Consider the following 21,675-nt stretch of genomic DNA (forward strand, 5'->3'; position numbering starts at 1 on the left):
GGCGTTTCGCGGCATCTTACGACACAGGCAGGGCAGATTGACACCGTGAGTGACTCGTCAGCCCCATTGCGGATGTCCAGTACGGCCGGCCGGGGCACCCTGCTCGCCGCCGTCGTCGCCTCCGGCATGGTCTTCCTGGACGCCACCGTGGTCAACGTGGCCCTGCCACACCTCGGCGCCGAACTGCACGCCAGCACCGCCGGCCTACAGTGGACGCTCAACGGCTACCTGCTGACCCTGGCCGCCTTCGTGCTGCTCGGCGGGGCGCTCGGCGACCGGGTCGGGCGACGGAGGGTCTTCCTCGCCGGAGTGCTCGCCTTCACCGCCGCCTCCGTACTCTGCGGCGCGGCGCAGAGCGTCGAGTGGCTGGTCGTGGCCCGCCTCCTCCAGGGACTCGGCGGTGCGCTGCTGACCCCCGGCTCGCTCGCCCTGCTCCAGTCCAGCTTCCACCCGGACGAGCGGGGCCGGGTGATCGGCGCATGGTCCGGCCTGGCCGGCGTGTCGACCGCGCTCGGCCCGTTCCTCGGCGGCTGGCTGATCGACACGCTCTCCTGGCGGGCGATCTTCTTCCTCAACCTCCCGCTCGCGGTGATCGTGATCCTCGCCGCGCTGCGCTGGACCCCGGAGAGCCGGGCCGAGGGCGCCCCGGCGGCCCGGTTCGACGTGACCGGCTCGCTGCTCGGCGCGCTCGGCCTGGCCGGCGTCACGTACGCGCTGATCGAGGCGCAGCAGCTCGGCCCCGGTTCCGGGCAGGTGGTCGGCGCCGCCGTACTCGGAGTCGCCGCAGCCGTCGGGTTCGTGCTGCTCGAACGGCACCGGGGCGAGCGGGCGATGCTCCCGCCGACCCTCTTCGCCAGCCGGCTCTTCGGGGTGCTCAACGTCTACACCGTGCTGGTCTACGCCGCGCTGACCGGGCTCACCTTCTTCTTCTCCGTCTATCTCCAGAACGTCGTCGGCTACTCCGCCCTGGAAACCGGCCTGGCGACCCTGCCGATGACCGTACTGCTGCTGGTCGGCTCGGCCCGCTCCGGCGCGCTCGCCTCCCGGATCGGCCCACGGCCACAGCTCACCGTCGGCCCGCTGGTCGCCGCCGCCGGGCTCTTCCTGCTGCACGGGGTGAGCCGGGGCGAGGCGTACTGGACCGGCATCCTGCCCGGGATCACCCTCTTCGGGCTCGGCATGACCCTGGTGGTGGCCCCGCTGACCGCCTCCGTGCTCGCCGCCGCCCCGGACCGGCTGGCCGGCGCGGCCAGCGGCTTCAACAACGCGGCGTCCCGGGTCGGCGGACTGGTCGCCGTCTCCGCACTGCCGCTGGTGGTCGGCCTCTCCGGCGGCGGATACGCCCGCTCCGGCCAGCTCACCCCGGCGTACCGGCAGGCGGTGCTCTGGTCCGCCGGGCTGATGGTGCTCGGCGCGCTGCTCGCCGCCGTGGCGGTGCGCCGGCCGGAGCGGGAGCCGAAGAAGTCCCGCCCCTGCCCGTCCCTGCCGCCGCCCCCGACCCACCAGCACGAACCGGACCGGAATGCGGACCGGTCGGCGGCGGGACGGCGTCGCTCGTAGCGGTGCCGACAGGCGTGCCCCCCGGATCGGGCGGGCACGTCGGCGGCGGCGTGCCGGATCGTGCGGGCCGGCCGGGATCACCGGTCCGGCCCGCACGACGCGGCTGTTCAGGGCAGGGCGTGACCCCTGGCTCGGTGGGTCGGGTGGCTCAGCGCAGGGCGCGGTTGACGGCGCTGGTCACCGCGCGCACCGAGGCGGTCACGATGTTGGGGTCCGAACCGACACCCCAGACCGTACGGCCGTCGACCTCGCACTCCACGTACGCGGCGGCCTGGGCGTCGCCGCCCGAGGACATCGCGTGCTCGTGGTAGTCGAGGACGCGTACCCGGACGTCGAGCGCCTGCAACGCGTTGACGTACGCGTCGATCGGGCCGTTACCGGTTGCCGAGAGCGACCGGCTCTCGCCGCCGAACCGGGCGCCGACCTCGATCTCGACCTTGCCGTCGGCGGTGCCGATGGTGTAGCCCTCGACCTGGACCGCCGGCTCCCGCTGCTGGTCGACGAGGTATTCCTCGGCGAAGAGCCGCCACATCCGGCCCGGCTCCACCTCGCCGCCGCCGTCGTCGGTGACCCGCTGCACGACCCCGGAGAACTCGATCTGGAGCCGCCGGGGCAGGTCCAGGTGGTGCTCCGTCTTCATGATGTACGCCACGCCGCCCTTGCCGGACTGCGAGTTGACCCGGATCACCGCCTCGTAGGTGCGGCCCAGGTCCTTCGGGTCGATCGGCAGGTAGGGCACCGCCCAGCCGAACCGGTCGACCGGCACCCCGGCGGCCTCCGCGTCGGCGTGCAGCGCGTCGAAGCCCTTGTTGATCGCGTCCTGGTGCGAACCGGAGAAGGCGGTGTAGACCAGGTCACCCGCGTACGGGTGCCGCTCGTGCACCGGAAGCTGGTTGCAGTACTCGACGGCCCGCTTGATCTCGTCGATGTCGGAGAAGTCGATCTCCGGGTCGACACCCTGGGAGAAGAGGTTCAGCCCCAGCGTGACCAGGTCGACGTTGCCGGTGCGCTCGCCGTTGCCGAAGAGGCAGCCCTCGACCCGGTCGGCCCCGGCCAGCAGCCCCAGCTCGGCGGCGGCGACCCCGGTACCCCGGTCGTTGTGCGGGTGCAGGGAGAGGATCACGCTCTCGCGCCGGGGCAGGTTGCGGTGCATCCACTCGATCGAGTCGGCGTAGACGTTCGGGGTGGCCATCTCGACGGTCGCCGGCAGGTTGATGATCAGCGGCCGGTCCGGGGTCGGGTCGATGACCTCGATCACCGCGGCGCAGACCTCCAGGGCGTAGTCGAGTTCCGTCCCGGTGTAGGACTCCGGCGAGTACTCGTAGAAGACGTCGGTGTCCGGGGCGTGGATCTCGTGGTATTTCTGGCACAGCCGGGCGCCGGAGGTGGCGATGTCGGTGATCCCGGCCCGGTCCAGCCCGAAGACGACCCGGCGCTGGAGCGTCGAGGTCGAGTTGTAGAAGTGCACGATCGCGCGCCGCGCACCCCGGATCGCCTCGAAGGTGCGGTCGATCAGGTGCTCCCGGCACTGGGTCAGCACCTGGATGGTGACGTCCTCCGGGATCAGGTCCTGCTCGATCAGCTGCCGGACGAAGTCGAAGTCGGTCTGGCTGGCCGACGGAAAGCCGACCTCGATCTCCTTGTAGCCCATCTGCACCAGGAGCTGGAACATCCGCCGCTTGCGCTCCGGCGACATCGGGTCGATCAGGGCCTGGTTGCCGTCGCGTAGGTCGACCGCGCACCACCGGGGCGCCGCCTCGATGCGCCGGGTCGGCCACTGCCGGTCGGGCAGGTCGATCGCGAACTGCTGGTGGTAGGGCTGGTAACGCTGGAACGGCATGCGGCTGGGCCGCTGCCGGGCTATCGGATCACCGTCGGTGGTGGTGCCGGCAGGTTGTGCCATGGCGGAAAGCTCCCGTGGTCATGTGGCGTGAGCGCCGAGTGTCAGATCGAGATGTCAGATCTTCGAGCCGGATCCGGGTGTCGGACCGGCGCGTCGGATCTTGGAAAGAGGCTGGCCGCAACGGGGTCCGGCCGGAATGCAGGACGGCGCGCTTCAACTCCGCGACGAGGTGCCGGCCTGGGAAGCCTCGTCGCGGCAGCGAAGGAGCAGGGCCTGCCACATGACAAAGTCACCTTAAGCGCTCGACGAGCGATCGGGTAAGCGTAGTCCGCAATTTGAGAAAGGCCCAGGTGGTGAGGGGTGCGCCGGGCGGGTCAGCGCAGCATCAGCTCGGCCAGCGGGCGGCGCTGGCGCAGGCCGATCTCCCGGGCCCGCAGGTCCTCGGGGAGGGAGTACGGGTCACCGAGCCGGCCGACCGCGACCACCACGTGCGGGCGTACCTCGGCGGAGAGTTCCAGGTCGACCCGGAGCCCGGCGGCGTCGAAGCCGGAGATCTGCCGTACGTAGAGGCGCAGCGCGGTGGCCTGGACCGTGAGATGTGCCACCGCCTGACCGAGGTCGTACGCGGCGTGCGGGAGCGGCCCGCCGGTCGGCCCGGTGGTGGCGTGCGCGCCGAGCAGCAGCGCGGAGGCCCGTCCCGCCCAGCGCTGGTTGCCGACGGAGAGGTTGGTCAGGATCCGCTTGAACGCCTCGTCGTCGCGGCGGCCCACCAGGAAGCGCCAGGGCTGGGTGTTGTCGGCGGACGGGGCCCAGCGGGCCGCCTCCAGCAGGGACGCGACCTCGGCGTCGGTGAGGTCGGCGACCGGATCGAAGGCGTGCGGGCTCCACCGGGTCGCCAGTAACGGGGAGAGCTGGGCCATGGTGCCGAGTGTGCCGTATCGGGCGCTCTGTCCCCACACCGGGGTCACCTGACGTGACCAAGCGCACCCATAACGTGAGTGAAGATCATCCGCCGTCGCCCGGCGATGTTGCCGTCCCGCCGTTCTCTCCGGTCCCGCCGCCCTGCTCTTCCGGGCTCCCGTCCTCCCCGGTCCCGCCGCTGTCGGTTCCGCCGTTGTCGGCCGGGTCGCCGGGTGGCGGTCCGGCGACCGGCAGCGGCTCCCGGTCGACCAGCGGGCCGGGCAACGCGACGGTGGCCGGGGCGGCGGTCGGCGTACCGGCCAGGGTCAGGGTGCCGGCGGGCAGCCGGGCCGCCGTCAGGGTGCCGTCGGGGGCGTAGCAGTAGATGCCGGGATCCAGCGGCGGGCTGACCGACGCCGAGGTCGACTCGACCGCGAAACACCTGCCCTTGGCGCCCGGCAGCGCGGCGACGGAGACCGAGAGCGGGGCCTGCCGGTCGGTGAAGACCTCCGGCCAGTCGGTGAACGGGTGCCGCAGCCGGGGATCGATGGCCGGGTCGAGCGGCTGGTCCGGCCCGGCCACCCGTACACATCCCGAGTCCGGCTGCCCGGCCGAGGGGAGCGCGCACTGGAAGAGGCCGGAGCCGTTCTGCGCGAGCGAGACGTCGGCGCTGCCGCCGAGCGCACCACCCGGGACGTCCACCCGCCAGGAGCCGTCCGCCGCCCGCACCACCGAGAGCGACCGGTCCGGCTGACCGGGTGCGGTGAGCGTGTAGACGGCGGTCAGGTGGCGGTCCTGCGCGGCGGCGGCGAGCGCCGCGAGTTCGTCCCGCGCCTCGGCCGGCTGGCTCGCCACCGGGGCGGGGGTGGTCGCGGCCGGCGCCGGGTCCGCCGTGCCGCAGCCGGCGAGCAACACCGACCCGGCCAGCAGGAGCGTGCCGAACAGGGGGGCTACGCCGGAATGCACCTCGCCATTCTCGGGGTATACCCCGGGAACGGGCGGTCAGTCCAGCTACCCTCGCGTGTCGCGGCGGGTCGGATGGTGGGAACGCCTGGTCGGGGCGACGACGCGGGCCGGTACCCTGAGTTGGTCTCACACGGCGCCGCCGGTCTCGACCCGGCGGCGTCGGCACGCTCAGGGCCGTGCGCCTCGCCCGGCCCAGGGGAAGGAGAGCACCGTCGTGGCACTGGTCGTGCAGAAGTACGGCGGATCGTCGGTCGCCGACGCCGAGCGGATCAAGCGGGTGGCCGAGCGGATAGTCGCCGCCCGCAAGGCCGGCGACGACGTGGTGGTCGTGGTCAGCGCGATGGGTGACACCACCGACGAGCTGCTCGACCTGGCCAACCAGGTCAGCCCGTTGCCGCCCGGCCGCGAACTCGACATGCTGCTCACCGCCGGTGAACGCATCTCGATGGCGCTGGTGGCGATGGCGATCCACAACCTCGGCTACGAGGCGCGCTCCTACACCGGGTCGCAGGCGGGTGTGCTGACCACCTCGGTGCACGGCCGGGCCCGGATCATCGACGTCACGCCCGGCCGGCTGCGGGCGGCCCTCAACGAGGGTGCGGTGGTGATCGTCGCCGGTTTCCAGGGCGTCTCCCAGGACACCAAGGACATCACCACGCTGGGCCGGGGCGGCTCGGACACCACCGCGGTGGCCCTGGCGGCGGCCCTCGGCGCGGACGTCTGCGAGATCTACACGGACGTCGACGGGGTCTTCACCGCCGACCCGCGGATCGTGCCGAACGCCCGGCACATCAGGACCATCACCTACGAGGAGATGCTCGAACTGGCCGCCTGCGGCGCGAAGGTGCTGCACCTGCGGAGCGTGGAGTACGCCCGAAGGGCCGGGTTGCCGATCCGGGTACGTTCGTCATACTCGACCAACACCGGCACGATGGTGACCGGATCGACGGAGGACCTGCCCGTGGAGCAAGCACTTATCACCGGGGTCGCCCACGACCGGAGCGAGGCGAAGATCACGGCGGTCGGCGTACCGGACGAGCCGGGCGCGGCGGCCCGGATCTTCGAGACCGTCGCGGCGGCCGAGATCAACCTCGACATGATCGTGCAGAACGTCTCGACCGAGGGCACCGGCCGGACCGACATCTCCTTCACCCTGCCCAAGACCGACGGCCCGACCGCGATGGCGGCGCTGAGCAAGGTGCAGGAGCAGGTCAAGTTCAAGGGCCTGCTCTACGACGACCACGTCGGCAAGGTGTCCCTGATCGGCGCCGGCATGCGCTCGCACCCGGGCGTGGCGGCCAGCTTCTTCGCCGCGCTGGCCGAGGCCGGGGTGAACATCGAGATGATCTCCACGTCGGAGATCCGGGTCTCGGTGGTCTGCCGGGACACCGACCTCGACGCCGCGGTGCGGGCCGTGCACGAGGCGTTCGACCTGGGCGGCAGCGAGGAAGCGGTGGTGTACGCCGGGACCGGGAGGTAGCCCGCGATGACGACCCTCCCCACGCTCGCGGTGGTAGGGGCGACCGGTGCGGTCGGCACGGTCATGTGCGACCTGCTCTCCTCCCGGAAGAACGTCTGGGGTGAGATCAGGCTGATCGCCTCGGCGCGCTCGGCCGGGCAGACGCGGATGTGCCGGGGCGAGGAGCTGACCGTACGGGAGCTGACCGCCGAGGCGTTCGACGGGGTGGACGTCGCCATGTTCGACGTGCCGGACGAGGTTTCCGCGCAGTGGGCGCCGGTCGCGGTCTCCCGGGGTGCGGTGGCGGTGGACAACTCCGCCGCGTTCCGGGGCGACCGGGACGTGCCGCTGGTGGTGCCGGAGATCAACCCCGAGCAGGTACGCAACCGTCCCAAGGGCATCATCGCGAACGCCAACTGCACCACCCTGACGATGATCATCGCGGTCGCGCCGCTGCACCGCGAGTACGGGCTGCGTGAGCTGGTGCTCTCGTCGTACCAGGCGGTCTCCGGGGCCGGGCAGGTCGGGGTGGACGTGCTGCACGACCAGCTCTCCAAGATCGCCGGTGATCGGGCGCTCGGCTCCCGACCGGGCAACGTGCGGCAGGCGGTCGGCGACGACCTCGGCCCGTTTCCGGCCCCGGTGGCGCTCAACGTGGTGCCCTGGGCCGGATCACTGCGGGACGGCGGCTGGTCGTCGGAGGAGCTGAAGCTGCGCAACGAGTCGCGCAAGATCCTCGGCCTGCCCGACCTGAAGGTCTCGGCCACCTGCGTACGGGTGCCGGTGGTCACCGGGCACTCGGTGGCCGTACACGCGGTCTTCGGCACCGAGGTGGACGCGGAGGGCGCCCGGGAGGCGCTGCGCAACGCCCCCGGGGTGATCCTGGTCGACGACCCGGCGGCGGGCGAGTTCCCGATGCCGATCGACGCGGTCGGCACCGACCCGTCCTGGGTGGGCCGGATCCGCCGTGCGGTGGACGACCCCCGCGCCCTCGACCTCTTCGTGACCGGCGACAACCTCCGCAAGGGCGCCGCCCTCAACACCGCCCAGATCGCCGAACTCCTCGCCGCGGAGTTCTCCGCCGCTCGGTGAGCGCGGGGCCCACTTTCCGGGCGGCGGCGGTGGGGGTCAGGCGGCGGCCAGCCGGACGCCGTCGCGGCCGTCGCGCTTGACGCTGTAGAGGGCCTCGTCGGCGCGGCGCAGGGTGAGGTCGGGCGGCTCGCCGGTCTGCTGTACCGCCACCCCGATGCTCACCGTCCGGCCGGTACGCCGGGCCGCCTCCACCAGACGCTGGGCGATCCCGACCGCCTCCTCCGGGCGGAGCACCTCGACCACGGCCACGAACTCGTCACCGCCGATCCGGTACAACTCGTCACCGTGCCGCAGCGCGCCCTGGAGGGCCCGGGCGAGATCGACCAACACCCGGTCGCCGGCCTGGTGCCCGTAGGTGTCGTTCACGGCCTTGAAGTCGTCGACGTCGACCGCGAGCAGAGCCGTCCGGCCCGGGTGCGACTCGGCGATCCGCTCGCCGAACGAACCGTGGTGGCGCAGCCCGGTCAACGGGTCCGAGCTGGCCCGCTCACGCAGCCGGGCCAGTCCGCTCAGCCGTTCCAGGCAGATCCACGACTGGGCGGCGAGCAGCTCGATCAGGTTCACCGTGGTCGGGTCCGGGCGCAGGCTCCGGGTGTCGCCGACCAGCAGTACCCCGCAGAACTCGGTCGGGCCGAGCGGCACCGAGATCAGGGTGCGCACCCCGGCGGCGATCAGCACGTCCTGGTCCGGCGTGGTCGGATGGTGCCCCTCGCCGAGCGTGTAGGAGGCGCCGTAGACGTGCGCGTGCGCCCGGAGCCGTTCCAGCACCGATCGGCCGGCGCCGGCCAGCGCGGCGTGCACCCGGGACTCGAGATCGTCGGGTACCAGGTTCGGGGTCGCCACCCGGGGGCCGGCCGTTCCGTCCAGGACGAAGACCGCCGAGCTGAGCCCGGAGACGTCCCGGGCCGCGGAGACGGCGGCGGTCATCAGGTCGGACTCGGTGGCGGCGGCGGTCAGCGCGGAGGCGTGCCGGAGCAGCTTCTCGCTCCGGGTCTCGGCGGGCGGGCCGCCGAGCTGCCCGATCCGGGTACCGAGCAGCGCGGCGACCCGCTCGACGGTGTGCCGCCAGGCGTCCAGGTCGACCTCGGTGGTGGGCCACTCCAGGTCGAGTACCCCGATCGGCTGGCCCGTCCGGTCGAGGATCGGGGCACAGATCTCGGCCCGTACGTCGGGACGTAACGGTACGTAGTCGGGCTCCTTCGTCACGTCCGGCACGGTCTCGGTCTTGCCCGAGGCGTACACCCGGCCGGGCGTACCGGCACCGGCCGGTACCGAGGCGAAGACCTGCCACGATCCGGTCGCGGCGACACAGCGGAGCCGATCGCGGACCCAGAGCAGCACGGCGACCCGTCCCGGAGTGTGTCGGCCCAGCGTGGCGACTGTCACCTGGCCCGCCTCGACGGCGGTGGACGCCGTGGGCAGCCGGGCGGTCACGTCGCGGACGACGCGGGAGTGGTCGTGGGACACCGTTTCCGATCCGGGGAGGAGGGGTCGAGGGGGCCCGACCAAGATTACTCAGGGTGCTGGGAATTCGCTGGGTGCGAGTGACCCCCGCCTCCTCCCCGGGGCGCTCGGGTCAGTGGATCAGCGCCAGGGCCGCCTCGCGGAGCGGGGCCGGCGCCTTCGCCGGGGAACCGGCGTCGAACGGCGGCTCCGGGTCGTACTCGATGGCGAGCTGGACGGCGTGCGCGGTCGGCGCGTCGGTCGCCTCGGCCAGCAGGGTCAGCGCCATGTCGATGCCGGCCGAGACGCCGGCCGAGGTGACGATCCGGTCGTCCCGGACCACCCGCTCCCGGACCGGCTCGGCGTCGAAGAGCCGCAACTCGTCGAGCCAGCCCCAGTGGCTGGTCGCCCGCCGCCCGGTCAGCAACCCGGCCGCGCCGAGCAGGAAGGAGCCGGCGCAGACCGAGGCGGTCCACCGGGTGTACTGGTGCGCGAGGGCGATCCAGCCGACCAGCGCGGCGTCGGCGAGCGCGGCCCGGGTGCCGGCCCCGCCCGGTACGACGACGACGTCCGGGCGGGACAGTTCGGCGTAACTCGCGGTGGCGGTGATCGCCATCGTGCCCCGGTCGTCGACGACCGGACCGGGTTCGGCGGCCACCATGGTGACCGTGACACCGGGGGCGAAGGCCAGCACCGTGTACGGCCCCACGACGTCGAGGGCGGTGTATCGCGGATAGAGCGGAATGGCGACGTGCATGCTCGGTTCCTCCTCGTCGGAACGAACGGACTGGATCGGCTGTCCGGAGGTGCTCCCGGCGGGAGCCCTCCCCCGGGCGGGTGTCGGGACGTGCGGGATCGACTCCGGTGCCGGTGGTGACGGCTGCTGTCGGAGGGGTGGCGAGTAACGGAGATAAGCGGTGTGGTCAGCTCTGTTTGGTGCGGAAGCGGCGGCGGTAGTCGCCGGGCGCGACCCGCCAGTGCCGGCGGAAGACCCGGTAGAGGGTTTCGGCGGCGCCGAGACCGGACTCCCGGGCCACCCGGTCCAGCGGATGGCCGGTGCGTTCCAGCAGCCGGCGTGCCGCGTCGGCCCGGCTGCGTTCGACGTACCGGCCGGGGGAGACGCCGGTCTGCTCGGTGAAGAGTCGGGAGAAGTGCCGTTCGCTCATTCCGGCGCGCCGGGCCAGCGCCGGCACGCTGAGATCCTCGGCCGGGTTGGCGTCGATGAAGGTCTGTAGTTCGCGCAGCGGGTCGCTGCGGGGCACCGGGGTCCGCATCGCCGTGCTGAACTGGCTCTGCCCGCCCGGCCGGTGCAGATAGACCACCAGGCCCCGGGCGACGTGCCGGGCGATCTCGTGGCCGTGGTCCTCGGTCACCAGCGCGAGCGCGAGGTCGATGCCGGCGGTGACTCCGGCCGAGGTCCAGACGTGCCCGTCCCGGACGTAGATGCGGTCGGCGTCCACCTCGACCGCCGGATAGCGGTCGCGCAACTCCTGGGCCGCCAGCCAGTGCGTGGTGGCCCGCCGGCCGTCGAGCAGGCCGGCCTCGCCGAGCAGGAGCGCACCGTTGCAGACCGAGCTGACCCGGTCGGCGATGCCGGCCAGCCGGGAGATCCCGGCGACCAGTTGCCGGTCGGCGAGATGCGCCGGTGCGGCGAGCCCGCCGACCACGAGCAGGGTGTCGATCGGCCCGGTGACCTGGTCGAGGGCGAGTGGCGCCAGCGTGGTGACGCCGTTGCCGCCCGTCACCGGGCCGGGGCGTACCGCCGCGACCTCCAGCCGGTAGCCCCGGTGATCGCCGACGATCAGACTCGCCAGCGCGAACACGTCGGCCGGGCCGGCGAGGTCGAGGTTCTGGAAACCCTCGAAGGTCACTGCCACCACCCGTCGTTGCATGTATTCATGCTGCTCGCGGCGGAGTCGTGGCGTCAATGACACAGGTATTGCAGATTACGCCAGCGGCGTCCGGCATCGTCGGACCGACCCGGCGGTCGGCCAACACGCCGGGCCGAAGGCCGTACGCCGCTTCGTGCTTGGCTAGGATCGGCCACAGTCTTTGTGATCATGGCGGCGGGAAACCGGAGGACGGAGAGCCCGACATGGCGAGGTTGCCCGACGAGGTGGTGGCCGCGATCGGCCGGATCACGATCGCCGCCGGCGACCTGGAACTCATCCTGGCCTGGATCGGCGCCGACCAGGCGGGCGGCAACGCGTTCGAGGTGCTCGCCAGACCCGGTGAGCCGGTACGCGCCGCCCGGGGCTCGGTCGAGTTCGCCACCCCGGAGTACCGCCAGGCGTACCTGCCGGTCGTCGAGATCGCGGCGAAGCTGCTCGCCAAGCGGCACGCGGTCGTCTCCGCGATGTGGGTCAGCGAGGCACCGGACGAGTCGGAACGGCGCTGGGAGCTGCTCGACGACAAGACGCACGTACGCCAGCTCGTCGACCCGCGCGCCCTCGACGAGCTGTCCCGGCAACTCCTGGAGGCGCGCAACCGGCTGGTCGCGATCGTGACCGCCCAGCTCAACAACGATCCGGTACCCGCTCCCTGAGCCGAGTGCGTGCGGCCGGGGTCAGCTGTCCTCGCACGCCTGCCGGGCGTTCCGTTCGAAGCTGGCCCTGGTCATGACCTCCTGCTTGCGGTGGCTGACCGGAGCCAGCACGTGCTCGCCGTCGAGCTTGGTGAAGGCGTCGGTCTCGAACCTGACGGTGAATGCGTCCCGGTGCCCGTACGCGGAAATGCCGTACCAGACGCCGGGCTCGATCCGCTGCAAACTCGACCTGTTCACGGTCCAGTTGGCCGGCGGTGTCGGGTCGAGCAGCGGGATCTCGTTGACCGGCTCGGCCCGATCGGTGCGGACCGACCACTCCGGACGGTCGGCAGTGGCGCCGGTCGACGGGCTGGCGGAGGCCGTCTCGGAGTCCTCGTACAGGTGGATCGAGGCGCCGGCCGATCCGCAGCCGACCAGCAGGACCGTCGGCTCGCCGTCCCGGAGCGCCAACGCCGCCAGCGGCTCGTTCGCGGGCGTGCAGCCGGCGAGGGATGCCAGGAGCAGCGACAGCAGCAGAACAGCACGGAAGGGGCGCATGGTTCCACCGTGCCGGCGAAGGATCACCGTTCAGGCTCGGGACGGCCACGATCGGTGGACGGCTGGTGCACGGAATTGAGCCACCTGAGCCGCTGAGGGAGCAGGCCCTGGTCTTCCTCGGCTTCGTACCGATCGCCGTCAACCTCGCCCCGCTGGCCCGGCGGCCCGGGTCTCCGGCGCGGCCAGCCGAGGAGGCGCGGGTGTAACGGGTTTTTTCCTACACTCGGAGGGTGCCGCGTACCGGTTCCTTCCGTTACCGGGTACACGCGCGCTGCGAGCCGAGCGACGCGATGCGGCTGCTCGGGGACGTGCGGCGGCAGGGCGAGCTGCATCCGTTGATCGTCCGGGTACGTCCCCGACCGGCCGGGCCGGGGGCGCTCCGCACCGACCTGGTCACCGACCGGCTGCGCTGGCCGCCGCCGACGGGCGCTGATCCTCCGGTCCTCTCACCAGGTCGCGAGAGCTTCGTGGCACTGCTGTCGCTGGCGGAACGCGGTCGGGCCGGTGTCGGGTAGTTCTTCACGCGAGGTGCCTGTGTGTCACCAAGGTGACACACAGGCACCTCGCCGAGTCGACACATCGGTCCGGCAAGGGTGCTCCGGGAGGACGTAGCCGGGCCGCGAAGGTGTCAGCCGGGCGTCAGGGTGTGCCGGCCGGGTGGCAGTTCGTACATCATGGACGGAGAGGAGATCCGGCGGCGATCGGTCGGAGCGCGATGTCCATCGATCGTGGGACGATGGCGACAAGCGATGGGGGCTCGATGAGTGACGATCAGACGAATCCCGTGCCGGAGCCGGAGCCGGAGCCGAAGCCGGAGCCGAAGTCGGTAGTTCCGTCCCATGACCCGCTGGCCGCCGCTCTCGGCAACGCCTCCCTGGTCGGCGTCGGCTACCTGATGCTCGGCCGGCTCAGGCTGGCCGTGGCCGCCACACTGGTCAGCGCCGTACTCGTCGCCTTCCTCGTCTGGGGCAGCCGGTCGGTGTGGGCCGAGGTCGTCGTACTTCTTTGGTGGTTGGCGCTCGTCGGGCACGCCTGGTTCCTGGCCGGCGGGCGCGGTCAGGGCGCCGTACAGCGTGACCAACGGCTGATCGCGCTCGCCGTGACGGTGCCGGTGCTGCTGGCCGTGGGGATCCTGCGGTTCGACGCGGCGAGGATCGAACGGACCGTCACCGAGGCCCGGGAGGGCGGCGACTGCGCGCGGGCGTTGACCGCCCTGGACCGGGTGTCGTTCGGCCATCGGGTGGCCGACGCCCCGCTGACCGTCCGTGGCGAGCGGAGCGCCGAAGCCTGCCAACGACTGCGGACCGCCGAGGAGAAGCTCGACACCGGGCTGACCGGAGACACCGACGGGTTGAAGGCGGGCTTCGATGGGCTCGCCTCGGTCCTCGTGGAGCTGCCCGGCCACGAGAAGATGGTGGACACCACCCTGGAGAGGTTCTTCGGCGGGCTGCCAACCAGAGACCCCTGCCAGACGGTCGCGGTCACCGACTGGCTTCGCCAGCGGCAGCCGACCAACAACGCACTGGACCGGTCCGCCGAGGCCGTGGCGCGGACCGCGCCGGCCGCGCTCGTCGGCTGCGCCGACAACCTGATGGCCGCCAGCAACTGGGAGGCCGCCCGGACGCGTTACCAGCAGCTTCTCGACCAGTACCCCGGGCAGGAGTTGAACGCCCGGGCCGTCGAGGGGGTCAAGCGGGCCGGCCTGGCCATCGAGCTGGCGAACGTGCGCCGCCTGCTCGAAGGACCGACCAGCACCCGACCGGAGTACTGCACCAAGCCGGCGCCCTACAGCGCCGCCGCCCCGTACACCAGGGGCAGGACGAACCGTGCCCTCTTCTACGGCGACGAGGAGTACACGAGGAAGCTCCCCGCCGCCTGGCGGGCCACCGACGTCACCACCGCGGTGCTGGTGGTCTGCGTGAGCCAGAAGGAGTACGGGACCACAGTCCGGACCTGCCCCTACGAGAACAAGATCTCTTCGCGGTTCCCGACGTACGTGGCCTTCCGCAAGATCGCGATTCCGGTGCAGGCATACGAACTCCGGACCGGGAAGCTCGTGGTCAACGCGAAGGTGGAGATCAGCGGTTCGAGTTGCCCGAGGGTTCTCACCTACACCCGATACACCGGCCTCATCGACATCGGCCCGCCGTCGGAGGTGTACGTCACCGCCTCCGACGCCAACGTCCGGTCCGCCTTCCGCTCCCTGATCAGCCGAGGCTAGGGCGTAGCGGGGAGTGACCCGGGAGACGGGTCAGGCCCGGTATCACTTGTCGTGATACCGGGCCTGAACTGCACTTACTCTGGTCGGGGTGGCCGGATTCGAACCGACGACCTCTTCGTCCCGAACGAAGCGCGCTACCAAGCTGCGCCACACCCCGAGGCGTGCCGAGCAATAGTAGCCCACCCGCCCCGTCGGGCAAATTCGGTATCCCGCCCGGTGCGTCCCGGCCCGCACCGGCTGCCGAACGGCGGCAGGTCAGCGCGGGATCAGGGTCAACAGCGACGCCTCCGGCCGGCAGGCGAACCGTACCGGGGCGGTGGGGTGGGTGCCGAGGCCGGCGGAGACGTGCAGCCAGGCGTCCGTCTCGGGCCAGCGGTGCAGCCCCCGGGCCATCGACCGGGGCAGGCCGCAGTTGGTGGTCAGCGCGCCGACCAGCGGGACCCGGACCTGGCCGCCGTGGGTGTGGCCGGCGAGCAGCAGGGTGAAGCCGTCGGCGGCCATCTCGTCGAGTACCCGGGGCTCGGGCGAGTGGGTGACTCCGATGGCGAGGTCGGCCTGCGCCGGTACCGGTCCGGCGACCGAGGCATAGTCGTCCCGCTCGATGTGCGGGTCGTCGACGCCGACCAGCTCGATCTGCCGGCCGCCGGCCTTGATCGACGTCCGGGCGTTGTTCAGGTCCGCCCAGCCGGCGCCGACCAGCACCTCCCGCAGATCCTCGGCGGGCAGCTCGACACCCTGCACGTACTCCCGATCCGGCAGCAGGTAGCTGAACGGATTTTTCCAGACCGGTCCCCGGTAGTCGTTGGAGCCGAACACGAAGGCACCGGGGTAGTCGAGCATCGGTTGCAGCGCCCGCAGCGCCCCGGGTACGGCGTCGGGGTGCGCCAGGTTGTCCCCGGTCACCACCACCAGATCCGGGTCGGTCGCGGCCAGCGACGCCACCCAGGCCTGCTTGCGGCGCTGGTCCGGCATCATGTGCAGGTCCGACAGGTGCAGGATGCGCAGCGGCTCGGCGTCGGTGGCGAGCACGGGTACGTCGTACCGGCGCAGCGTGAACAGGTTGCGTTCGACGAGCGAGGCGTACGCCAGGGCGGCACCGCCCGCGACGACGGTACCGGCGGCCAACCGGAATACTGTGCGCTTCTGCATGCCGCTCAGGGTAGTTTGACCGTCCATGGGCACCTTGAAGGACCTCCTGACCACGGACATGCGTACCGCGCTGAAGGCTCGTGACGAGCTGACCACCTCGACGCTGCGGATGGCGTTGGCGGCGATCGGCACCGCCGAGGTCGCCGGCAAGGAGAAGCGGGAACTCTCCGACCCCGAGGTGCTGGCGGTGCTGACCAAGGAAGCCAAGAAGCGCCGGGAGGCGGCTGCCGCCTTCGGCGACGCCGGGCGGGCCGAGCAGGCGGAGCGGGAGCGGGCCGAGGGCGAGGTGCTCGACCGGTACCTGCCGAAGCAGCTCGCCGACGAGGAGCTGGCCGAGCTGGTCGCGGGGGCGCTGGCCGCCGGTGGGTTCACCGAGCGCGGTCAGATGGGCCCGGCGATGAAGGCGGCCCAGGCCGCGGTGGCGGGCCGGGCCGAGGGCGGTCGGGTCGCCGCCGAGGTACGCCGGCAGCTCGGCGCCGGCTGACGGCGAACGCGTGACGGGCGGGCATCCCTGGTGGGGGATGCCCGCCCGTCGTCGTCGTGACGTGTGTCGGCTCAGCGGCGGCCGGGTGGCCGGGGGCCGCCCGGTCCGGCCGGAGCGTTCGCGCCGGCCGGGGCCTTGCCGTTGCTGACCTCGATGGTCACCGCCCCACCCTTGATCGTCCGACCCTCGGGGCTGGTGCCGGCGGCGGTGCCGGCGGGACAGGTCGAGTCCACCTGACCGCCCAGCTCGGCCTCGAAGCCGGCACCCCGGACCCGGGAGAGGGCGGACTGGACCGGCTGGCACTTGACGTTCGGGATGCTCCGCTGGTCCCCATTGACGATCTTGCCGCCTGGCGGGGTGAACTGGATCGAGGGTTTCCCCTTCATCGCGTCCCGGAGCGTCTGGTAGACGGCGTGGTTGACGCCGCCGGGCTCGTTGTGGCCCATGTTCTGGGTGGTCTCGGCCCAGTCCGGGTCGGCGAGGATGCCGGCGACCGCGAGCTGCTTGGTCATCACGACCAGCGAGGCGGTCTTCTCGCTGTCGGTGGTGCCGCTCTTGCCGGCGACCGGCTTGCCGACGATGCCCCGGACGTTCCCGGCGGTACGCCCCTTGCAGCGCGAGGTGGACGAGTTGTCGCCGACCGGGCAGCGGGCCGCGTCGACGGCCGCCCGCGCGACCTCGGCTTTGATCGTCTGCGAGCACTGCGGGTTGGCGATGTCGAGCTTGTTGCCGTCCTGGTCCCGGATCAACTGCACCGGGATCGGCTTGCAGTACTTGCCGTCGGCGGCGAGCGTGGCGTACGCGTTGGCCAGCTCCAGCGGGGTCGTCTGGGAGACACCGAGGGTGAAGGCGCCCCAGCCGTTCGCCGACTGCTTGGTGGCGGCGAAGTTCGCGTCGTTGCTGGCCCGGAAGGTGATGCCCATCCGCTTAGCCGCGTCGACCACCTTGGCCGCGCCGACCCGCTCCTGGAGCGGCACGAAGTAGGTGTTCACCGACGACCCGAAGGCGCTCCACATGTTGTGCACGCCGGCCATGCTCGCGCTGGCGTTCTGCGGGCAGTACTTGTTGGTCCCCGGACAGGCGGCCGGGGAGTTGTGTTCGACGATGTACTTCGTCTGGGCGACCGGCTTGGCGTTCATGCTCCACTCCAGCGGGTAGCCGTTCTCCAGCGCCGCCACCACCGTGAAGATCTTGAAGGTCGAGCCGGCCTGGTAACCCGTGATGTCACCACCGCCGGTCAGCAGCGGGTTGGTGGTGTTCGGGTACGTACCCCGAATCTTCTTCCGCTTCTTCGCCGGGTTCGTGCTGATCTTGTTCTGCGGGTTGTTCGGGTCGTCGAGCTTGTAATTGCGGTTCACCGCCAGCGCGCGGACCCGCCCGGTGCCGGGCTCGACCGCCGCCACCATCATGGCTTCCTTCTTGCCCGTCTTGACGTTGCGCTCGACGGCCTTCTTGGCCGCGTCCTGCGTCTTGGCGTCGAGGGTGGTGACCACGGTGTAGCCGCCGCTCTTGAGCCGCCGCTCCCGGTCGTACTTGGTGCGGCCGAAGGTCTCCTGATCCATCCACCAGCGGTAGAAGAAGTCGCAGAAGAAGCCCCAGTCGTTCTTGCCGACGTCGACGCAGCCGTTCGGGGTGCGCTTGTCCTTGACCACCAGCCTGACCGCCTTGGCCTTCTCGGCCTCCTCCGCGGTGATCGCCTTGGTCTCGACCATCTGGTCGAGGACCCAGTTGCGCCGCTCGACCGCGGCCGGGTAGCCGGCCTTGGTGGTCGGGTCGTTGTCCGACGGTGCCTTGACCATCCCGGCCAGCATCGCCGCCTCTTCGAGCTTCAGGTTCTTCGGGTGCTTGCCGAAGTACACCTGGCTGGCGGCGAAGATGCCGTACGCGCCGTTGCCGAACGGGGCGATGTTGAGGTAGCCCTCCAGGATCTCGTCCTTGCTCAGGTCCGCGTCGAGTTGCAGGGCGTACCGCATCTCGCGCAGCTTCCGGGCGCTGGTGTCCTCAGTGGCCGCCACGACGTCCTGCGGGTGCGTCGCCGAGTAGGCGATGGTGAGCCGGACGTACTGCATGGTGAGCGTGGAGGCACCCTGGGTGGTGACCCCGGCCTGGTTGTTCGCCACGAACGCCCGGGCGACGCCGTTGACGTCGACGCCGTTGTGCTCGTAGAAGCGCTTGTCCTCGGCGGCGACCAGCGCCTGCCCGACGACCGGTGCGACGTCCTTGAGCGGTACGTCGCGACGGTTCTCGTCGTACATGGTGGCGAGCGGGGTCTTGCCGTCGGAGGCGTAGAGGTAGCTGATCTGCGGCGCCTTCTTGACGGTCAGTTCGGTGGGCAGCTTGTCGAACGTCTCCGCGCCGGCCTTGGCGGCCAGCCCGGACATCGCCACTGCGGGGAACGCGGCCGCGGCAACCACCACGCCGGCCAGCAGCCCACAGATCAGCAGCGACGCGGCGTTGGTGAAGACATTGTGGTCACGCTTCCGCATCCAGGTCACCTCGACAGGGTACGTGAATCGACACAGAGGTCGCGCCCTGCGTACTTTCCCCATTTCCTGCGGGCGCTGGCCTCGTTGTGTTAAACGCACGACCCCTGGTGCGCGGTTGCGGGCTCCTTGCTGCCGAGTCTCCTCCCTCCGGGAAGTCTCCGCAGCGTTTTCGCTGATCGCCGCCGGGTAGTCAGGGCCGGATTGCCGGACGAAGGGCCAGGAAATGTCCGGGTTGACGGATTTGGCTGACAACGTTGCGTAATCAGTTGACTACAGAGCATGATGGTCGAGCGAGAGAAACGCATGTCGTCCGTGGTGCCCGGGGGAGGGCGTCACGGGTGGCCGGGGGGTTATCGCCGGCTGACCGGCTCTGGTCGGTAGCGGGACTGCAAGGGGGGACAGGAGCAGATGGGCATGATCACAGATTGGCCCACGTTGGCGGCGTGTCAGAACGGGGATCCTGACGCGCTGTTCGTGCAGGGCGCCGAACAGAACGTGGCGAAGCGGATCTGCCGCAGCTGCCCGGTGCGGTACGAGTGCCTGGCCGACGCGCTCGACAACCGCATCGAGTTCGGCGTGTGGGGTGGCATGACCGAGCGGGAACGCCGGGCGCTGTTGCGTCGTCACCCGCAGGTGGCGAGCTGGCGCAAGATGTTCGAGGCGGCCTTGAAGAACAAGGACAAGGTCCTGGTCAACGCCGGCTGATCGCGGCACCGATCGTGCGCAGCCCGTCGACGTCGTGTACGTCGGCGGGCTGAGCCGTCACCGCCACCGTCGGTACCGCCGGGAAGGCGTCGGTGAAGACCCGGGCGACCCGCCGCTCCCGCGCCGCCTGCTGACTGAGCGCGGCATGCGCCAACAGGGTCTCCACGGTCGCCTCGTGCCCGCCCAGCTCCACCAGCCGCTCGGCCGCGGCCAGGCTCTCGGCGGCGGTCGGCCGCTCCACGACGGGCCGGTGCACCCGGTTGAGCACCAGGCCGGCCAGCGGCATCCGCTCCTGGCTGAGCCGGCCCGCGAAGTACGCCGCCTCCCGGACCGCGTCCGGCTCCGGGACCGCGACCAGCAGGAACGCCGTCTCCCGTGCCTGGAGCACCCGGTACGTCTGCTCGGCGCGCTGCCGGAAGCCGCCGAACATCGAGTCCAGCGCCGCCACGAAACCGGACAGGTCAGTGAGCAACTGGGCGCCGAGCACCTTCTGCACCACCCGGGAGAACATCCCGAACGAGGCGGTCACCAGGCTGAACATGCTCCGACCACCACTGCGGGCCGGTGCCAGCAGCAGCCGCAGCATCCGCCCGTCCAGAAACCGGGAGAGCCGGGCCGGCGCGTCGAGGAAGTCCAGGGCGGACCGGGACGGCGGGGTGTCGACCACGATCAGGTCCCACTCGCCCCGGGCGTGCAACTGGCCCAGCTTCTCCATCGCCATGTATTCCTGGGTACCGGCGAAGGTGGAACTCATCGCCTGGTAGAACGGGTTGGCGAAGATCTCCGCCGCCTTCGCCGGATCGGTGTGCGCGAGCACCACGTCGTCGAAGGTCCGCTTCATGTCCAGCATCATGGCGTGCAGCTCGCCGCCGCTGGTCTCGACGTCGATCCCCTTGACCTGCCGGGGGGTGTTGTCCAGCTCGTTGAGCCCGAGCGACTGGGCCAGCCGCCGGGCCGGGTCGATGGTCAACACCACCGTGCGCCGGCCGTGCCGCTCGGCGGCCCGGAGCGCGAGGGCGGCGGCAGTGGTGGTCTTGCCCACCCCGCCCGAACCGCAGCAGACCACGATCCGCACGCCGGGATCGGCGAGGATCTGGTCGATGTCCAGCTCCGGTGCTGGTTGATCGGGACGCACCAACCGAGCGTATCGGCACAGTGCCGCGCGGGCGGCGTGGTGGCGCTCAGGTGTGAGTCAATCGGCGCCGAGGTGTGCGGGCGGGGCCCTGGTTATCGCTCTTTGTCGTGGAAGGGGCCCTTCCCTACACCTCAGCCGGCGCCGAGCAGTGTGTCGGCGATCAGGTCCAGACCGGTGCGGTCCACCCCTTCGGCGAGCAGCGGCAGCTCCACCAGGGGCAGCCCCAGCTCGACCAGGTCGGCCCGGAGCGACTCCTCCAGCTCCCGCCGGATGAGCTGGTCGCGGGCCTCGGCGTGCAGGCCGGCGACGGTCGCCCGGTCGGTCGGCAGGCCGGCGGCCGCCAGCCCCCGGCGCAGCTCGGCCTGGGTCACCCGGCCGGCCAGCAGCGGCGGACGGGTCGCGTTCAGGATCAGCCGCCCGACCGGGATCCGCAGGCTGTTCAGGTCCGCGATCGCGTCGATGGTCTCCTGGACCGGCATCTCCTCCAGCAGCGTGACCACGTGCACGGCGGTCATCGGGGAGCGGAGCAGCGCCGCCACCCCCTCGCTCTGGGTCTTGATCGGGCCGACCTTGGCCAGCCGGGCCGTCTCGGCGGTGACGTTCAGGAACCGGCCGATCCGACCGGTCGGCGGCGCGTCCAGCACCACCGCGTCGTACACCCGGCGCTTGTCGGCCGTCCGGGTGGTCGCCTCCTTGACCTTGCCGGTGAGCAGTACGTCCCGCAGCCCCGGTGCGATCGTGGTGGCGAAGTCGATCGCCCCGAGCTTGCGCAGGGCCCGGCCGGCCGCACCGAGCTTGTAGAACATGTCGAGGTACTCGAGGAGCGCCTCCTCGGAGTCGACGGCCAGGGCGCGCACCTCGCCGCCGCCGCGCGCGGTGGCGATCGACCGCTCCTCGTACGGCAGGGGATCGGTGCCGAAGAGCTGGGCGATGCCCTGCCGACTCTCCACCTCGACCAGCAGGGTACGACGACCGCCGCTGGCCAGCGCCAGGGCCAGCGCGGCGGCGACCGTGGTCTTGCCGGTCCCGCCCTTACCGGTGATCACGTGTAGCCGGGCCGGCCACCGGGCACTCGCCCGGTCGGCGTCCACCCGGTCGCCCGACTCCTCGCCCGCTCGCACCCTCCGAGCCTAACCAGCCCGGAGCCCGA

The 21,675-nt window shown here is 71.5% G+C and carries 20 protein-coding genes and 1 tRNA gene; 9 read left to right on the forward strand and 12 right to left on the reverse strand.

The genetic code is table 11. From position 1 onward, the window contains the following. Nucleotides 1-72: 72 nt before the first annotated feature. The gene (locus tag C6361_RS09815; protein WP_107267547.1) at nucleotides 73-1,560 is read left to right on the forward strand and encodes an MFS transporter; all 1,488 of its coding nucleotides are present in this window, start codon (nucleotides 73-75) and stop codon (nucleotides 1,558-1,560) included. 148 nt (nucleotides 1,561-1,708) lie between these two features. Here the strand turns inward: C6361_RS09815 and leuA are convergent, their stop codons facing one another. The 3 genes from leuA to C6361_RS09830 form a co-directional block, all read right to left on the reverse strand. Then, a complete protein-coding gene (leuA, locus tag C6361_RS09820) occupies nucleotides 1,709-3,463 on the reverse strand; it encodes a 2-isopropylmalate synthase (protein ID WP_107267548.1) in 1,755 nt (584 codons plus the stop codon). A gap of 314 nt (nucleotides 3,464-3,777) precedes the next feature. Next, nucleotides 3,778-4,323 carry a nitroreductase family protein gene (locus tag C6361_RS09825; RefSeq protein ID WP_107257319.1) on the reverse strand — a complete coding sequence of 182 codons (546 nt, stop codon included), beginning with the start codon at nucleotides 4,321-4,323 and terminating at the stop codon, nucleotides 3,778-3,780. 85 nt (nucleotides 4,324-4,408) lie between these two features. After that, complete coding sequence (locus tag C6361_RS09830; RefSeq protein WP_199853313.1) at nucleotides 4,409-5,269, reverse strand: hypothetical protein; 861 nt, start codon at nucleotides 5,267-5,269, stop codon at nucleotides 4,409-4,411. A gap of 214 nt (nucleotides 5,270-5,483) precedes the next feature. On the opposite strand from C6361_RS09830, the gene C6361_RS09835 reads away from it, so the two are divergent. Both C6361_RS09835 and C6361_RS09840 read left to right on the forward strand, forming a co-directional pair. After that, nucleotides 5,484-6,749 (forward strand): aspartate kinase, encoded by a 1,266-nt coding sequence (locus C6361_RS09835; protein ID WP_107257321.1) that lies wholly within the window; start codon nucleotides 5,484-5,486, stop codon nucleotides 6,747-6,749. A 6-nt stretch (nucleotides 6,750-6,755) separates the two neighbouring features. Further along, nucleotides 6,756-7,820: an aspartate-semialdehyde dehydrogenase gene (locus tag C6361_RS09840; RefSeq protein WP_107267549.1), complete on the forward strand. Its 1,065-nt coding sequence runs from the start codon at nucleotides 6,756-6,758 to the stop codon at nucleotides 7,818-7,820. Nucleotides 7,821-7,856: 36 nt separating this feature from the next. Here the strand turns inward: C6361_RS09840 and C6361_RS09845 are convergent, their stop codons facing one another. From C6361_RS09845 to C6361_RS09855, 3 genes are all read right to left on the reverse strand, one after another. After that, complete coding sequence (locus C6361_RS09845) at nucleotides 7,857-9,287, reverse strand: diguanylate cyclase (RefSeq protein WP_107257323.1); 1,431 nt, start codon at nucleotides 9,285-9,287, stop codon at nucleotides 7,857-7,859. Between the two features lie 109 nt (nucleotides 9,288-9,396). Further along, a complete protein-coding gene (locus tag C6361_RS09850) occupies nucleotides 9,397-10,020 on the reverse strand; it encodes a DJ-1/PfpI family protein (RefSeq protein WP_107257324.1) in 624 nt (207 codons plus the stop codon). A 166-nt stretch (nucleotides 10,021-10,186) separates the two neighbouring features. Beyond that, nucleotides 10,187-11,155: a GlxA family transcriptional regulator gene (locus tag C6361_RS09855; protein WP_107267550.1), complete on the reverse strand. Its 969-nt coding sequence runs from the start codon at nucleotides 11,153-11,155 to the stop codon at nucleotides 10,187-10,189. Nucleotides 11,156-11,358: 203 nt separating this feature from the next. Here C6361_RS09855 and C6361_RS09860 point away from each other — a divergent pair, with 203 nt between their 5' ends. After that, on the forward strand, nucleotides 11,359-11,808 hold the full coding sequence (locus C6361_RS09860) for a hypothetical protein (RefSeq protein ID WP_107257326.1): 450 nt from the start codon (nucleotides 11,359-11,361) through the stop codon (nucleotides 11,806-11,808). A 21-nt stretch (nucleotides 11,809-11,829) separates the two neighbouring features. On the opposite strand, the gene C6361_RS09865 is transcribed toward C6361_RS09860, so the two are convergent. Further along, the gene (locus C6361_RS09865) at nucleotides 11,830-12,345 is read right to left on the reverse strand and encodes a hypothetical protein (RefSeq protein WP_107267551.1); all 516 of its coding nucleotides are present in this window, start codon (nucleotides 12,343-12,345) and stop codon (nucleotides 11,830-11,832) included. A gap of 65 nt (nucleotides 12,346-12,410) precedes the next feature. On the opposite strand from C6361_RS09865, the gene C6361_RS36935 reads away from it, so the two are divergent. From C6361_RS36935 to C6361_RS09875, 3 genes are all read left to right on the forward strand, one after another. Next, entirely contained in the window at nucleotides 12,411-12,551 is a 141-nt protein-coding gene (locus C6361_RS36935) for a hypothetical protein (RefSeq protein WP_159079270.1), read from the forward strand. A gap of 24 nt (nucleotides 12,552-12,575) precedes the next feature. After that, nucleotides 12,576-12,860: a hypothetical protein gene (locus tag C6361_RS09870; RefSeq protein WP_107267552.1), complete on the forward strand. Its 285-nt coding sequence runs from the start codon at nucleotides 12,576-12,578 to the stop codon at nucleotides 12,858-12,860. 245 nt (nucleotides 12,861-13,105) lie between these two features. Next, a complete protein-coding gene (locus C6361_RS09875) occupies nucleotides 13,106-14,566 on the forward strand; it encodes a tol-pal system YbgF family protein (RefSeq protein ID WP_199853314.1) in 1,461 nt (486 codons plus the stop codon). A gap of 80 nt (nucleotides 14,567-14,646) precedes the next feature. Here the strand turns inward: C6361_RS09875 and C6361_RS09880 are convergent. Both C6361_RS09880 and C6361_RS09885 read right to left on the reverse strand, forming a co-directional pair. Continuing rightward, a tRNA-Pro gene (locus tag C6361_RS09880) sits at nucleotides 14,647-14,723 on the reverse strand. Between the two features lie 98 nt (nucleotides 14,724-14,821). Further along, nucleotides 14,822-15,715, reverse strand: coding sequence for a metallophosphoesterase (locus C6361_RS09885; RefSeq protein ID WP_107267553.1), 894 nt, complete (start codon nucleotides 15,713-15,715; stop codon nucleotides 14,822-14,824). A gap of 25 nt (nucleotides 15,716-15,740) precedes the next feature. Between C6361_RS09885 and C6361_RS09890 the strand changes: the two genes are divergently transcribed. Continuing rightward, a complete protein-coding gene (locus C6361_RS09890) occupies nucleotides 15,741-16,199 on the forward strand; it encodes a GatB/YqeY domain-containing protein (RefSeq protein ID WP_107267554.1) in 459 nt (152 codons plus the stop codon). A 71-nt stretch (nucleotides 16,200-16,270) separates the two neighbouring features. On the opposite strand, the gene C6361_RS09895 is transcribed toward C6361_RS09890, so the two are convergent. After that, nucleotides 16,271-18,685, reverse strand: coding sequence for a transglycosylase domain-containing protein (locus C6361_RS09895; protein ID WP_107270859.1), 2,415 nt, complete (start codon nucleotides 18,683-18,685; stop codon nucleotides 16,271-16,273). Between the two features lie 408 nt (nucleotides 18,686-19,093). Between C6361_RS09895 and C6361_RS09900 the strand changes: the two genes are divergently transcribed. After that, entirely contained in the window at nucleotides 19,094-19,390 is a 297-nt protein-coding gene (locus tag C6361_RS09900) for a WhiB family transcriptional regulator (RefSeq protein ID WP_101369108.1), read from the forward strand. Here the strand turns inward: C6361_RS09900 and C6361_RS09905 are convergent. Both C6361_RS09905 and C6361_RS09910 read right to left on the reverse strand, forming a co-directional pair. Beyond that, nucleotides 19,377-20,525 carry an ArsA-related P-loop ATPase gene (locus C6361_RS09905; RefSeq protein ID WP_107267555.1) on the reverse strand — a complete coding sequence of 383 codons (1,149 nt, stop codon included), beginning with the start codon at nucleotides 20,523-20,525 and terminating at the stop codon, nucleotides 19,377-19,379. The two genes, C6361_RS09900 and C6361_RS09905, sit on opposite strands and share 14 nt — an antisense overlap. A 131-nt stretch (nucleotides 20,526-20,656) precedes the next feature. Next, the gene (locus tag C6361_RS09910; RefSeq protein WP_107270860.1) at nucleotides 20,657-21,616 is read right to left on the reverse strand and encodes an ArsA-related P-loop ATPase; all 960 of its coding nucleotides are present in this window, start codon (nucleotides 21,614-21,616) and stop codon (nucleotides 20,657-20,659) included. Nucleotides 21,617-21,675 lie beyond the last annotated feature (59 nt).

Source organism: Plantactinospora sp. BC1 (assembly GCF_003030345.1).
Classification (GTDB): Bacteria; Actinomycetota; Actinomycetes; order Mycobacteriales; family Micromonosporaceae; genus Plantactinospora.

Coding starts and splice junctions, on each gene's coding strand:
- C6361_RS09895 (WP_107270859.1), bottom strand. CDS start 18,685: ATGCGGAAGCGTGACCACAATGTCTTCACCAACGCCGCGTCGCTGCTG.
- C6361_RS09860 (WP_107257326.1), top strand. CDS start 11,359: ATGGCGAGGTTGCCCGACGAGGTGGTGGCCGCGATCGGCCGGATCACG.
- C6361_RS09850 (WP_107257324.1), bottom strand. CDS start 10,020: ATGCACGTCGCCATTCCGCTCTATCCGCGATACACCGCCCTCGACGTC.
- C6361_RS09890 (WP_107267554.1), top strand. CDS start 15,741: ATGGGCACCTTGAAGGACCTCCTGACCACGGACATGCGTACCGCGCTG.
- C6361_RS09825 (WP_107257319.1), bottom strand. CDS start 4,323: ATGGCCCAGCTCTCCCCGTTACTGGCGACCCGGTGGAGCCCGCACGCC.
- C6361_RS09855 (WP_107267550.1), bottom strand. CDS start 11,155: ATGCAACGACGGGTGGTGGCAGTGACCTTCGAGGGTTTCCAGAACCTC.
- C6361_RS09885 (WP_107267553.1), bottom strand. CDS start 15,715: ATGCAGAAGCGCACAGTATTCCGGTTGGCCGCCGGTACCGTCGTCGCG.
- C6361_RS09815 (WP_107267547.1), top strand. CDS start 73: ATGTCCAGTACGGCCGGCCGGGGCACCCTGCTCGCCGCCGTCGTCGCC.
- C6361_RS09900 (WP_101369108.1), top strand. CDS start 19,094: ATGGGCATGATCACAGATTGGCCCACGTTGGCGGCGTGTCAGAACGGG.
- leuA (WP_107267548.1), bottom strand. CDS start 3,463: ATGGCACAACCTGCCGGCACCACCACCGACGGTGATCCGATAGCCCGG.
- C6361_RS09875 (WP_199853314.1), top strand. CDS start 13,106: ATGAGTGACGATCAGACGAATCCCGTGCCGGAGCCGGAGCCGGAGCCG.
- C6361_RS09840 (WP_107267549.1), top strand. CDS start 6,756: ATGACGACCCTCCCCACGCTCGCGGTGGTAGGGGCGACCGGTGCGGTC.
- C6361_RS09865 (WP_107267551.1), bottom strand. CDS start 12,345: ATGCGCCCCTTCCGTGCTGTTCTGCTGCTGTCGCTGCTCCTGGCATCC.